We start from the raw sequence: 13763 nt of genomic DNA, 5'->3' as shown, positions 1-13763 counted from the left end.
CAGATACCAAAAGCGCCGGACGGTCGCGTTATTCGGCCAGAGAGCGCTGTCGCTCCGCCTCATACAGCGGTCGGACAATGGCGAATTCGCCGTCGATTTCGCCGACCAGTTTTTCAATGCCCGTGAGGGTTTTTTGTCTGGCGCGCTGCTCAAGCTCATTGCACAGCTCAGCCAGGCGAATGGCGCCCATATTGCTGCTGCTGCCCTTGAAACTATGGGCTGCATTCATGAGTTGCGCGGCATCTTCGGCTTGGCGCAAGACGCGCAAGCGTTCTTCGGAGTCGGCGATGAAGGTATCCAGCAACGTCGGATACTCATCCTCCATGACTTCCTGCAACGCGCTCAGCACGTCGCGGTCCAGATGTGTGTCAGCCACTTGCTCACTCCTTGATCAAGAATGGGTGAATTATGCCAGAGCCTCCCAGAAAAACTCCACGCATGCACTTCGACCATCGTCGGACCAGCTCGCGCTGCGACTCAATTGGCGGATCAGACTGACGCCGCGCCCCGACAGACGGCCGCCATCGACAGGACGCTCCATCACCCGCGCCACATCAAAGCCCTTGCCGCTGTCTTCGACCCGCACAATCAGGCTCCCGCCCTTGCCCGTCGGCACGACCTGCAAATGCACCCGCACATAGCCGTCGTGCAACGCCTCCAGCCGCTCATTGCGCGCTTGATAATAGCGTGCGAACCCCGAAGCATCGCGCTTGAGGCTCGAATCCAGACCCAGCACGCCGTGCTCCAGGGCATTGGAGTAAAGCTCTGCCAACACACTGTAGAGCGCGCCACTCTGAGCCCGCAGGCCGTGGACCTCAAGCAGCAATTGCAAAAGATACGGCAGTGGATTGAAACGTTTGAGGGTCGCGGCGCGAAACTCGAAACTCACCGACCAGTCCAGCGGACAGGATTGGCCGCTGTCGGAATACACCGGCGCCGGCGGGGTCAGCTGCGCGGCCTCCAGCAGACTGACCTCGACCATGCTCACGTCATCGCGCGCCTCGCCACGAAAATCCCGCAGCGCCTGCTCGATCTCTTCGAACAGCGCATCTGGCTGGCGATTAGCCGCAAACACTCGCTGCAACCGCTCCACACCAAACAGCTGTTCGTTGGCATCGCAGGTATCGATGACCCCGTCGGACAGCAGGAACACCCGATCGCCGACAGCCATCGGAAACACTTCGGTGCGGTCATTGAAGGTTTGCGGGCTCAGCACGCCCAGCGGCAAGTGCCGCGCCGGAAGCGGCGTGCGCTCACCGCTGGCGATGTTGTGCAAGTAACCGTCCGGCATCCCGCCGTTCCAGACTTCCACCGAGCGTCGCTGAAAGCTCAGACACAGCAAAGTGGCGCAGCAGAACATGTCCACCGGCAGGATGCGTTTGAGCTTAGCGTTCATTTCGCGCAGTGTTTCGGCCAGGCCGTAGCCCTTGGCGGTCATGCCGTAGAAGACTTCAGCCAGAGGCATGGCGCCCACGGCCGCCGGCAAACCATGACCAGTGAAATCGCCCAGCAGCACGTGCATGTCCCCGGCCGGGGTGAACGCCGCGAGCAGCAGATCGCCATTGAACAGCGCATAAGGGGATTGCAGGTAGCGGATGTTCGGCGCACTGAGGCAGCCTGAATGCGCCACCTTGTCGAACACGGCCTTGGCCACCCGTTGTTCGTTGAGCAAGTAGTCGTGATGTTTGGCGATCAGGTCACGCTGCTGCAACACCGTGGCCTGCAACCGGCGCAAGCGGTCCATTGCCTTGATCTTGGCGGCGAGGATCACCTGGTTGTAGGGCTTTGCCAGAAAATCGTCGCCACCAGCCTCCAGACACCGAGCCAGGGCTTCGCTTTCGGTCAACGAGGTCAGGAAGATGATCGGTACCAGGGTTTCCCCGGCCAGCGCCTTGATCTGGCGTGCCGCCTCGAAACCGTCCATCACCGGCATCATGGCGTCCATCAGCACCAGGTGCGGCCGTTGCTCGCGAAACGCCTCGACCGCTTCGGCACCGTTAGCGGCCGTGAGAACCTGGTGGCCCTGGCGCCGAACGATGCTCGACAACAGCATGCGGTCGGCCGCGCTGTCTTCGGCGATGAGGATCGTCAGCGGTTCAAGCGGCTGCATGGCGGTCATGCAACGTCGAAGATTTGTTCGAAGTTGGAGATGGCGAGAATCTTGCGCACATCGGCGTTAGCGTTGGTCAACGTGATTTCGGCATTTTCGCCGCCGGCGTGATCACGCAATAGCAAGAGCATGCCGAGCGCGGAACTGTCGAGGTAGGTGGCCTCTTTGAGGTTTACTTCGTAGGATTCGGGTTTTTTAGCGAGGTTTTCGTAAGACTCACGAAACTCCTGATGCTTGCCGAAATCGAATCTTCCCTTGATCGAAATCGTCAGCTTTTGCCCATCCTGGGAGATTTCTGTAACGACTGACATTTTTAGCGGCTTCCTTGTCATGGGTGAACGTGCGTGTACAAGGTTTAGCACTTGGCGGAGATGGGAGCAAGGCTGGAAGTTGTGGCGTCTGTCAGACCGCCTTCGCGGGCAAGCCACGCTCCCACAGGTTTTGCATTGTTCGGGATTATGTGAACGACGCAAGACCTGTGGGAGCGTGGCTTGCCCGCGAAGAACGATAACGCAGTCCGACTGACTCAGTACGGATCATGCCGCGGCAACCGCTGGGACAACTCATCCAGCAGTTTCTGCTCGCGTTTGTCTTCCAGCTGCCGCGCCTCGCTCATGTAGCGTTGTACGAGTTTGCGCAAACCTTCGACCCGGGCAAACGCCTGCTGCCAGGAATCGCGCGCCTTGTTCAGGTTGTTCTGGTGCCAGTTCAGGCTTTGGCGCTGCTGATCGATGGCGGTGCCCAGTTGGGCAAGAAAGCCCTGATAGCCGAGCAACCACTGGCCGGATACGCCGGTGCTGCCGCGCACGATCCATTGTTCCTGGTATTCGAGGCGGAAGTTTTCGAGGTCGGCGAGCTTGCTTTCCGCCACACGAACCTGGCCCTGGAAGTGCCCGAGGCGCATGACCGCGGTTTTTTCGGCTTTTTCGGCCATTTCCACTACGGGTGCCAGGCGTGCCGCGCGGCTCAGGGCCATGGCCGGTTAGCCGCCCGCTGCCGGGGCGAAGATCGAGGCGAGATGGTTTTCGCTGGCGCCCATGCCGATGTTGTCGTTCAAGCCCTGACGCAGATAGGTGGTCATGGCCGGCTGCAGGGAAATCGCGATGTCGGTTTCTCGGTCACCGCCCGGCACATAGGCGCCGACGCTGATCAGGTCGCGACTCTGCTGATAGCGCGACCAGTACTGCTTGAACATCTGCGCGCGCGCCATGTGCTCGGGGCTGACCACCGACGGCATGACCCGGCTGATGGAGGCTTCGATATCGATGGCCGGATAATGACCTTCTTCCGCCAGGCGCCGGGACAGCACGATGTGCCCGTCGAGCACGCCTCGGGCCGAGTCGGCAATCGGGTCCTGCTGGTCATCGCCTTCGGACAATACGGTGTAGAACGCCGTGATCGAACCGCCGCCCTTCTCCGCGTTACCGGCCCGCTCCACCAGTTTCGGCAACTTGGCGAACACCGACGGCGGATAACCCTTGGTCGCTGGCGGTTCGCCGATGGCCAGGGCGATTTCCCGCTGGGCCTGGGCGAAACGGGTCAGCGAATCCATGAGCAACAGCACGTTCTTGCCCTTGTCACGGAAATACTCGGCAATGCGCGTGCAATACATGGCGGCACGCAGACGCATCAGCGGCGCATCGTCCGCAGGCGAAGCAACGACCACCGAACGCTTGAGCCCTTCTTCACCGAGGATGTGCTCGATGAATTCTTTAACCTCACGACCCCGCTCACCGATCAGCCCGACGACGATAATGTCGGCCTCGGTGAAGCGGGTCATCATGCCCAGCAGCACGGATTTACCGACGCCGGTACCGGCGAACAGGCCGAGACGCTGACCGCGACCCACCGTCAACAAACCGTTGATGGTGCGAATACCCACGTCCAACGGCTCGCTGATCGGCTCGCGCTTGAGCGGGTTGATGGTAGGGCCGTCCATGGGCACCCAGTCTTCGGCTTTCATGCCGCCCTTGCCGTCCAGCGCACGACCGGCGCCGTCAAGCACCCGCCCAAGCATGCTCATGCCCATCGGCAAGCGGCCGGTATCCGCCATAGGAACCACGCGGGCACCGGGCGCAATACCGGCGACGCTGCCGACCGGCATCAGGAATACCTTGCTGCCGGAGAAGCCCATGACTTCGGCTTCGACCTGCACCGGGTGATAACTGTCGTCGTTGATGACCATGCAGCGGCTGCCCATGGCGGCGCGCAAACCTTCGGCTTCGAGGGTCAGGCCGACCATGCGCAGCAGACGGCCTTCCAGGATCGGCGCGCCGGCAAGCTCCGTGGCCTCGGCGTAGCTGCCGAGGCGCTTGGCGAAGCTGGTGCGATCAAGGCGCATCGGGGTCGTCCAGTGTCGGCTCGACCGCAGCGACCGCAGGCTTTTCGTCGACCGGCAGTTCCAGGCTCAGATCCGGCGCGGCCGGGTGCAAAGCCTGGTCATGCAACTGATCGAACAGCTTGGCCATGACCTGGGCGACGCGGGTTTCAACGGTGGCGTCGATGCGGCTGTGTTCGGTCTCGACCCGGCAACCGCCGGGCAGCAGGGACTCGTCCTCGACGATGCGCCAGGTTTCTTCATGGCGCTCGCGCAGGGCTTTGACCTGTTCGAAATCCTGCGGATTGATGTACAGCCGCACATTGCCCACGCCCAACGGCAACAGCTTGAGGGCTTCGCGCATGACGTGTTCGATTTGCGTCGAGTCGATGGCCAGTTCGCGCTGGATCACCTGTTTGGTGATGTGCTGCACGAGGTCGACCAGGGACTTTTCAATCTGAGTGTCCTGCTCGGCGATGGGCTCGAACAGGTTGGCCATCAGCTGTTCAAGGCCGGCGATCTTCGGCGCCAGCGCCGCTTCGGCTTCCTGACGAACCTTGAGCGTGGTGCTGTGAAACCCCTCTTTCTCGCCCACGGCGAAGCCTTCGTTGTAGGCTTCCTGGCGAATCGCTTCGAGTTCTTCGAGCGTCAGTGGCTGGACTTCATCCAGCGGCACTTCTTCCATTTCCGGCGGTTCGGGCTCCGGTTCCGGCTCGGGTTCCGGCACGAAAGGATCGAAACTGGGCAACGCCCAGACGTCGAAACCGGCGACGGCCTTGCCTCGGATCAGGTCGGTCTGGGACTCATCATGTTTGGACGACATAGTGACCTTAGATCATCTCTTCGCCGCCCTTCCCGCCGAGAACGATTTCTCCGGCTTCGGCCATACGGCGGGCAATGGTGAGGATTTCTTTCTGCGCGGTTTCCACGTCGCTGACACGCACCGGGCCTTTGGCCTCGAGGTCGTCGCGCAACAGTTCGGCCGCTCGTTTGGACATGTTCTTGAAGATCTTTTCCTTGACGCCTTCGTCCGAACCCTTGAGGGCCAGCACCAATACGTCGGAAGACACTTCGCGCAGCAACGCCTGAATCCCGCGGTCGTCGACATCGGACAGGTTGTTGAACACGAACATGAGGTCTTCGATCTGACCGGACAGGTCTTCGTCGACTTCGCGAATCGAGTCCATCAACTGGCCTTCGATCGAGCTGTCGAGGAAGTTCATGATGTCGGCCGCACGCTTGATGCCACCCAAGGTGGTGCGCGAGGCATTCGAGTTGCCGGAGAACTGCTTCTCGAGAATCTGGTTGAGTTCTTTCAGGGCCGCTGGCTGCACGGTATTCAGCGAGGAAACCCGCAGAATGATGTCCAGTCGCACCTTGTGGTCGAAGTTGCCGAGCACTTCGCCGGCCTGATCCGGATCGAGGTACGCCACGACGATCGCCTGGATCTGCGGGTGCTCGTAACGAATCACGTCGGCGACGGCGCGCGGTTCCATCCACTTCAGGCTGTCGAGGCCACTGGTGTTGCCGCCCAGCAGGATGCGATCGATCAGGCCGTTGGCCTTGTCTTCGCCCAGTGCCTGGGTAAGCATTTTGCGCACGTAGTCATCGGAGCCGACGCCCAGGCTGGTCTGGTCGCCGACGATGTCGACGAACTCGCTCATGACCTGCTCGACCTGCTCGCGATGGACGTTGCCCATCTGCGCCATGGCCACGCCGACGCGCTGGACCTCTTTAGGCCCCATGTGGCGCAACACTTGGGCAGCATCGGTCGAACCCAGGGACAGCAGCAGAATCGCGGCTTTGTCGACCTTGGTCAGTTTGGCGGCAACGGCTCGGTTATCACTCATCTGCGTTAATCCACTCTTTCACGACCTGGGCCACGCGACCCGGATCTTCTGCCACCAGACTCTTGATTGCATTCAACTGTGCGTCATAGCCTTCGCTCGGGCTCGGCAGCAGGATGCTTTGCGGACCACCGAGGCTGACGCGGTCGTTGGCCAGTTCGCCGTCCAGGCCGCCCATGCCACCGAGTTCCACGTCGCTGCCGATGCCGGCCAGCTGCTTGCCTTTGCCGCCACCGGTGATGTTGTTGAGCACCGGACGCAGCACACCGAACACCAGCACCAGGATGAACAACACACCCAGCACTTGCTTGACGATGTCCCAGAACCACGGCTGGGAGTAGAACGGAATATCGGCAATCACTTCACCGCGCTCAGCGGAGAACGGCATGTTGATCACGCTGACGCTGTCACCACGGCTGGCGTCGAAACCGACGGCGTCCTGCACCAGGCGAGTGAAGCGCGCCAATTCATCGGCGCTCCACGGCGCACGAGTGGTTTCGCCGTTGGCCGCGTTGAGCTTGACCTGATCGTCCACCACCACCGACACCGACAGGCGATTCAAACGGCCCTGCTGTTGCTTGGTGTGGCTGATGGAACGGTCGAGTTCGAAGTTCTTGGTGGATTGTTGACGCTTGTCTGCCGGGTACGGCGCCAGCATCGGCTGACCGGTGGCCGGGTCCATGATTTGCTGACCGTTGGCATCGATCAACGGCTGGCCTGGCTGAACCATGCCGGCCGCTGCGGTGCTGCCACCGGTGGTTTGCGGCGCGGAGGCTGGCGATGGCGGCTGGTTGCTCAAGGCACCCGGCACACCTTGCGGGCCATTGCTGGCGGTGCGTTGTTCGTTGACCGACTGCTCGCTGCGCAACGCCGGTTGATCCGGGTTGAACTGCTCGGAGGTCGACTCGACGGCACTGAAGTCTACATCTGCCGACACTTCGGCTTTATAGCGGTCGTTGCCCAGCACCGGTTGCAGGATGTTGTGCACGCGCTGGGTCAGCATGGTTTCCATGCGACGGCTGTAATCGAACTGCTTGCCGGCCATGGTCAGTTCGGAATTTTCCGCCTGATCCGACAGCAGGTTGCCCTTCTGGTCGACCACGGTGATCTGGGATTTGCTGAGTTCGGGAACGCTGGTCGCGACCAGGTTGATGATCGCCACCACCTGACCCGGCTCCAGCGAACGACCGGAATACAGTTCAACCAGGACCGAAGCGCTTGGCTTGCGTTCGTCACGCACAAACACCGAGCTTTTCGGAATCGCCAGGTGCACACGGGCACCCTTAACGTTGTTCAGGCTGGAAATGGTGCGAGCCAGTTCGCCTTCGAGGCCGCGACGATAACGGGTCGCTTCCATGAACTGGCTGGTCCCCAGGCCCTGGTCCTTGTCGAGGATTTCAAAACCGATGTTGCCGTCGCTAGGAGTGACACCAGCGCCCGCGAGCTTGAGCCGCGCACGGGACAGGTCATCGGCCTTGACCAGCAAGGCACCGGAGTTGGGTTCGACGTTGTAGGGAATGTCGGCGGCGGCAAGGGTCTCCATGACCTGTTTGGCGTCCATACCGGCAAGGCTGCCGTACAGAGGCCGGTAGTCCGGTTGCTGAGACCACAGCACCACGGCAAAACCAATCGCCACGCTCGCAGCCAGGCCGACCAACAGGCCTACCTGACGCAACATGGTCATCTCGGAGAGGTTTTCCAGGAAGGACAACCCGAACAGCGGCGGTTTGCCGTCTATCGGAGTGGCCTTGGCCGGAACGTTATCGGCGACTGCTTCTGCCATGACTCAATTCGTCCTTAAACCGGCATCTGCATGATGTCTTGGTATGCCTGAACCAGCTTGTTGCGCACTTGGGTCAACGCCTGGAAAGACACGCTGGCCTTCTGCGAGGAAATCATGACATCCGTCAGGTCGACGCCACTTTTGCCGATCTCGAAGGCACTGGCCAACTGACTGGACGCCTGCTGGGTGTCGTTCACTTTATTGACGGCCTGACCGAGCATGTCGGAAAAGCTGCTGCCACCCAGTTCAGGGACTGCGGCAGTCGATTTAGGCGCAGACATGGCATCCATTTGCATGGAACGCATGTCGAGCATCAACCGATTAAATTCAATACCTTGGCTCATCGTCTACTCTCGTTGGCGACCCGCAATTTTTTGACACTCACTCGGCGGGTAGTGAGGTGTTAGCAACAAGGGTGCCAGCTCCGTGGCCACTCTGAACAAAAGCCGTCCTGGCTTCATCCTGACCGAAAATTGCCGCAGCCCCCTGTAGGAGCGAGCCTGCTCGCGATGAGGTCATGTCAGCCGACATTTATGTATCTGTCTCGCCCTCATCGCGAGCAGGCTCGCTCCCACAGGGACTTTGCGTCCATCAGTTTTCAAGTGGCGAACAAGTAAGCTTCCACGTCCATTCCGGCGTCGCGCATCTGCGCCAGCTTGTAGCGCAAGGTGCGCGGGCTGATGCCCAGTCGCTCGGCGGCTTCTTTGCGACGGCCGCGTTCGGTGCGCAAGGTGTCGATGATCATCTGGAATTCACGGCGGCGCAGGTCATCGCCCAACGCCCCGGCCGATTCAGCCTCGGCCTCCACGACCCGTACCGGCGCCAAGGCCGGCAACGGCGCACAGGCCACCGGCCCGGACAGGCAAAAATCCTGAGGCTGGATCAAACCACCCTGCTGCAGAATCAAGGCGCGCTGGATCGCGTTGTCCAGCTCACGCACGTTGCCCGGCCATGGATAACCGATCAGGCACGCCTGCGCCTCGGGCGACAGTTTCGCCGCGGCATGCTTCATTTTATTGACGTGTTTGGCCAGCAGACGCTCAGCCAGCGGCAGGATGTCGGCGGTGCGCTCGCGCAGCGGACGCCAGGCCAGCGGAAACACCGACAACCGATAGAAAAGATCTTCACGAAACCGCCCCGCCGCCACTTCACCGGACAGATCACGGTTGGTGGTCGCCACGACCCGAATGTCCAGGGTGATCGGCTTGCGTGCGCCGACACGTTCGACTTCGCGCTCCTGCAACACACGCAGCAACTTGGCCTGGAGCCCAAGGGGCATTTCAGAAATTTCGTCGAGCAGGATCGTCCCGCCATCGGCCTGCTCGAACTTGCCGGCCTGCGCCGCGATGGCACCGGTGAACGAACCTTTTTCGTGACCGAACAAGGTGGCTTCGAGCATGTTGTCGGGGATCGCCGCGCAGTTGATCGCAATGAACGGCTGACTGGCGCGATGGGAATGCTGATGGATGTAGCGCGCCAAAACTTCTTTACCGGTGCCGGACTCGCCGGAGATCAACACTGTCGAATCGCTGCGTGCGACCCGCGCGGCCAGTTCCAGCAATTGCACACTGGCCGGCTCGAAGGCGATCGGACCTTCGCTATCGGTCGCACCGAGCGCGCCCAATGCATGCCGCGCCACCAGGTCAAGCAAAGCTTTAGGCTCGAACGGCTTGACCAGGTAATCTGCCGCGCCTTGACGCATCGCATCGACGGCCCGCTCTACAGCGCCGTGAGCGGTCATCAGCAACACCGGCAATTGCGGCTGGCGCGCTCGCAGCAAAGCGAGCAGTTGATGGCCGTCCATGCCCGGCATGTTGACGTCGCTGATTACCAGGCTGAACGCCTCATTGCCGACCGTCGCAAGCGCCTCTTCCGCCGAACCGACCGCCGTGTAGTCGTGCCCCGCGAGCAGCAGCGTATCGGCCAGTGCTTCGCGTAGCGCGCGGTCGTCCTCGACCAGCAGAACCTTGATTGCCATGTCCTTCACTCCGCTCCCTGAGCGTTGGGCTGTTCACCGGAAAAAAGCGGCAGGATGACCTGCGCACACGTGCCGCGCCCCGGCCGCGAGCGCAACTGCAATTCTCCCTGATGAGCACGGGCCACTGCCTTGACCACGGTCAGGCCCAGGCCGGTCCCGGTGGTTTTAGTGGTGAAAAACGGCTCGCCCAGGCGCGCCAGCACTTTGCTGTCGATGCCGCTGCCGCTGTCACTGACGCACACGCGCAGGTTGTTTTCACGGGCGTAGAAATGCACCTTCAATCGGACATCGCCAGCACTGGCCTGAATCGCGTTCTCGATCAGATTGAGGATCGCGCCGACCAGGGTGTCGCGGTTGCACAGCAATTCGCCGGCATGACTGTCGCACTGCCAGCGAATCGGCAGGTCCTGCACATGGGTCAGCGCCGCCGATTGCAGCGACTGCATCAGCTGTTTGGGTGTGACACGGTCAGTCAACGGCAACTCGCCGCGCGCGAACACCAACATGTCGCGGACCTGATGCTCCAGCTCATGCAAACGCTCTTTCAGGCGCCCGGCGAAACGCTGTTGCGTGGCGACCGGCAATTCCTGCTCAGTCAAATGACTGGCGTAGAGCAAGGCGGCGGACAGCGGTGTACGAATTTGATGGGCCAACGAAGCGACCATGCGACCGAGGGACGACAGGCGTTCGTGACGGGCCAGTTGATCTTGCAGATGACGGGTTTCAGTCAGGTCGTTGAGCAATACCAACTGCCCAGGCTCGGCATCCAGCGAGCGAGTGGCAATCGACAGACGCCGACCGTCCTTGAGGGAGATTTCGTGACCATCGTCTTCGCGAGGGGCAAAGCAGCGAGCAATGACATGGCGCCAGAGTTCGCCTTCGAGGGGCAGACCGAGCAACTCGCAGGCCGCCGGATTGGCTTCACGCACGATGCCCTGGGCATCGATGACGATGACACCGCCAGGCAACAGATCAAGAAGGTTTTGCAGACGGTTGGCCAGGCGTTCTTTTTCTGCCAACTCTTGCATGCGTTGAGCGCTGACCACCGCCAGCTCGCCCTTGAGCTCGGTGACCCGGGCTTCAAGCATGCTGTAGGAATCGGTCAACTGGCTAGACATCTGGTTGAACAGCGAGAACGCCTGCTCAAGGCCAAGCCGGCTTGCCTGCTCTACGGACGACGGTTGCCCCGAAACATCAGGGACAGGAGACATCTGGGCGGCTTGGGGCATCGTGCTCTCTCGCTTGGCTGACCGTCAGTTAAACGGAACGTTGCGAGGGATGTAGCAATACCCGTGCCTAAAAAAAACCGCCTACAAATGAACGACTTGAAAAACAGGCGTCAATCATCCGCCTGTTCATCACCGTCGCGACGGCTCATGCCGTACTTGCGCATCTTTTCCACCAGCGTGGTACGACGAATACGCAGGCGCTCTGCAGCGCGGGCCACGATGCCGTTGGCATCATCCAGCGCCTGCTGAATCAGCCCCTGCTCCAGACCACCGAGGTAGTCTTTCAAGTCGAGGCCTTCCGGCGGCAGCAGGGCGTTGGCGGTGAAGTCCGGGGTATGACCGTTGATGGCCACGCGTTCTTCAAGGTCGCTGCGCAGGCTGTCGACCAGCTGCTCGTCTTCGTCATCGACGTAACGGAATTTCTTCGGCAACTCGACCACGCCGATCACCCCGTACGGGTGCATGATCGCCATGCGTTCCACCAGGTTGGCGAGCTCGCGAACGTTGCCCGGCCAGCCGTGACGGCACAGCGACATGATCGCCGCCGAGTTGAAGCGAATCGAACCGCGCTTCTCGTGCTCCATGCGCGAGATCAACTCGTTCATCAGCAACGGGATGTCTTCGACACGCTCACGCAGCGGCGCCATCTCGATCGGGAACACGTTCAGGCGGTAGTACAAGTCTTCGCGGAAGGTGCCGATCTCGATCATGCTTTCGAGATTCTTGTGCGTCGCCGCAATGATGCGCACGTCGACGCTCTGGGTCTTGTTGCTGCCCACGCGCTCGAAGGTGCGCTCCTGCAACACGCGCAGCAACTTGACCTGCATCGGCAGCGGCATGTCGCCGATTTCGTCGAGGAACAGGGTGCCGCCGTTGGCCAGTTCGAAACGCCCGGCACGACTGGTAATGGCGCCGGTAAAAGCACCCTTTTCGTGGCCGAACAATTCGCTTTCCAGCAACTCGGCCGGGATCGCCCCGCAGTTGACCGGAACGAACGGCGCGTCACGACGCTTGGAGTGGTAGTGCAGGTTGCGCGCGACCACTTCCTTGCCGGTGCCGGACTCGCCGAGGATCAGCACACTGGCGTCAGTGTCGGCCACTTGTTGCATCATCTGACGGACGTGCTGGATCGCCCGGCTGGTGCCGACAAGGCTGCGGAAAAGATTGGGTTCGCGATGACGACCGCGCTCGCGAGCCTGGTCATACATCTCGCGATAGACCTGGGCACGGTGCAGCGAGTCGAGCAGCTTGCTGTAGCTGGGCGGCATTTCGAGGGTCGAAAGCACACGGCGACGCTGGTCTTCAGGCAAGTCAACGGAAGAATTATCGCCCATTAACAAAACCGGAAGGAACTCATCCCAGGTAGCGAGTGTCTTTAACAAGCCCGGAAGTGCGCCAGGAGCATTGACCGTCCCGATGAGGACACAGATCACTTCACGACTTGATGACAAAGAGCCGACGGCCTGCTGCCAGTCATGGCTGCCGCAAGGTAAATTTTCTTCGCCGAGAAAATTTAGAATCACCGCCAAATCGCGGCGGCGGACGCTATCGTCATCAATCAGCAGAATTTTGGTTTCACGCCACATGCAATAGCAACTTCCCTAGTCAACTCAATGCCCAAAATGATGGGGCAAGCTAGACGCTTGCAGACACGTTATGCCTGTAGACGCCTGAAATCTGGAACCAGCCACTAGTTAAGTCAAAAAACCGTGCACAGTCAAATTTATGGCGCACTATGTTTGGATTAACTGAGGGTTAATTAACCAAACAGATGGTAAACCTTTGCCGCGCTCTGTGCTTGATGGATCTGCGACATCTCGTCGACTATCGCTTGCCTCTCCCCCGTCGCTGCCTCCAGAAGCTGCTTGTACACCCCCAGCAACTCCTCAAGATTATCGCGCAACGCGGCTTCGTCCACCGAACCTTCACTCAAGACGTCTTCCATGCAGGAACGGCACGCCAGGTCCAACTCACCGATGGCCTCCCAGTTTCGCTCGGCCAATGCTCCGACCAGCGCGTCACGGGTGTGTTCAATTCGCTGCAATACAAGACTCATGGTGATCTCCTTAAAACTGCGGACCCGGTGCGGCAATTCCATCCCAACCGTCTTTGACAGTACGAAGCAAATCAGCGACTTCGTCGAGCATCTTCGGATCGGTCTTGATGTTGGCTTCGGCCAGACGCTTCATCATGTAGGCGTAAAGACTGTCCAGCTCACCGACCGTTTCAGCGGAATTTTCGAGGTCCAGACCTTCACGCAAACCACCGATGATGCCGATGGCCTTGCCGATCAGAACACCTTTGTTCGGGATGTCTTTGCGCTCCATCGCGCCTTTGGCCTGAGCGATACGATCAAGACCGCCTTCCATCAACATCTGCACAAGGCGATGTGGGCTGGCTTCGGAAGTTTGCGCCTGAGCGCCAATCTTCTGGTATTGGCGAAGGGCTAACATTGGATTCATGTTGTACCTCATCAAAATTCTGTAGTTCGTCTAACCA

Annotated in this window: 14 protein-coding genes; all 14 read right to left on the bottom strand. The window is 60.4% G+C overall.

Features of this window, described 5'->3' with window-relative positions; translation table 11 throughout:
* Positions 1-28: 28 nt before the first annotated feature.
* Positions 29-376 carry an Hpt domain-containing protein gene (locus tag ACYZT8_RS07975; protein WP_461980253.1) on the bottom strand — a complete coding sequence of 116 codons (348 nt, stop codon included), beginning with the start codon at positions 374-376 and terminating at the stop codon, positions 29-31.
* Between the two features lie 30 nt (positions 377-406).
* On the bottom strand, positions 407-2110 hold the full coding sequence (locus ACYZT8_RS07970; RefSeq protein WP_461982396.1) for an ATP-binding SpoIIE family protein phosphatase: 1704 nt from the start codon (positions 2108-2110) through the stop codon (positions 407-409).
* Between the two features lie 5 nt (positions 2111-2115).
* Positions 2116-2421, bottom strand: a complete 306-nt coding sequence (locus tag ACYZT8_RS07965) for an STAS domain-containing protein (protein WP_461980252.1) — start codon at positions 2419-2421, stop codon at positions 2116-2118.
* Between the two features lie 215 nt (positions 2422-2636).
* Positions 2637-3086: a flagellar export protein FliJ gene (gene fliJ / locus ACYZT8_RS07960; protein WP_461980251.1), complete on the bottom strand. Its 450-nt coding sequence runs from the start codon at positions 3084-3086 to the stop codon at positions 2637-2639.
* A gap of 6 nt (positions 3087-3092) precedes the next feature.
* The gene (gene fliI / locus ACYZT8_RS07955) at positions 3093-4451 is read right to left on the bottom strand and encodes a flagellar protein export ATPase FliI (protein ID WP_461980250.1); all 1359 of its coding nucleotides are present in this window, start codon (positions 4449-4451) and stop codon (positions 3093-3095) included.
* Positions 4441-5250 carry a flagellar assembly protein FliH gene (gene fliH / locus ACYZT8_RS07950; protein ID WP_461980249.1) on the bottom strand — a complete coding sequence of 270 codons (810 nt, stop codon included), beginning with the start codon at positions 5248-5250 and terminating at the stop codon, positions 4441-4443. Before fliH ends, fliI begins: the two co-directional genes overlap by 11 nt.
* A 7-nt stretch (positions 5251-5257) precedes the next feature.
* A complete protein-coding gene (fliG, locus tag ACYZT8_RS07945; protein WP_007894195.1) occupies positions 5258-6277 on the bottom strand; it encodes a flagellar motor switch protein FliG in 1020 nt (339 codons plus the stop codon).
* Positions 6270-8057, bottom strand: coding sequence for a flagellar basal-body MS-ring/collar protein FliF (fliF, locus tag ACYZT8_RS07940; protein WP_461957795.1), 1788 nt, complete (start codon positions 8055-8057; stop codon positions 6270-6272). The genes fliG and fliF overlap by 8 nt, the downstream gene beginning before the upstream one ends.
* Positions 8058-8071: 14 nt before the next feature.
* A complete protein-coding gene (gene fliE / locus ACYZT8_RS07935; RefSeq protein WP_010456962.1) occupies positions 8072-8401 on the bottom strand; it encodes a flagellar hook-basal body complex protein FliE in 330 nt (109 codons plus the stop codon).
* 254 nt (positions 8402-8655) lie between these two features.
* On the bottom strand, positions 8656-10035 hold the full coding sequence (locus ACYZT8_RS07930) for a sigma-54-dependent transcriptional regulator (protein ID WP_461980248.1): 1380 nt from the start codon (positions 10033-10035) through the stop codon (positions 8656-8658).
* 5 nt (positions 10036-10040) lie between these two features.
* On the bottom strand, positions 10041-11246 hold the full coding sequence (locus ACYZT8_RS07925) for a sensor histidine kinase (RefSeq protein WP_461982394.1): 1206 nt from the start codon (positions 11244-11246) through the stop codon (positions 10041-10043).
* A gap of 128 nt (positions 11247-11374) precedes the next feature.
* On the bottom strand, positions 11375-12850 hold the full coding sequence (locus tag ACYZT8_RS07920; protein ID WP_131061623.1) for a sigma-54 dependent transcriptional regulator: 1476 nt from the start codon (positions 12848-12850) through the stop codon (positions 11375-11377).
* A gap of 173 nt (positions 12851-13023) precedes the next feature.
* Positions 13024-13320, bottom strand: a complete 297-nt coding sequence (locus ACYZT8_RS07915) for a flagellar protein FliT (protein WP_461980247.1) — start codon at positions 13318-13320, stop codon at positions 13024-13026.
* A 10-nt stretch (positions 13321-13330) separates the two neighbouring features.
* Positions 13331-13726, bottom strand: coding sequence for a flagellar export chaperone FliS (gene fliS, locus ACYZT8_RS07910; protein ID WP_461980246.1), 396 nt, complete (start codon positions 13724-13726; stop codon positions 13331-13333).
* Positions 13727-13763 lie beyond the last annotated feature (37 nt).

Source organism: Pseudomonas sp. LB3P93, from assembly GCF_054898025.1.
This window is presented reverse-complemented; position numbering and strand designations above follow the sequence as displayed.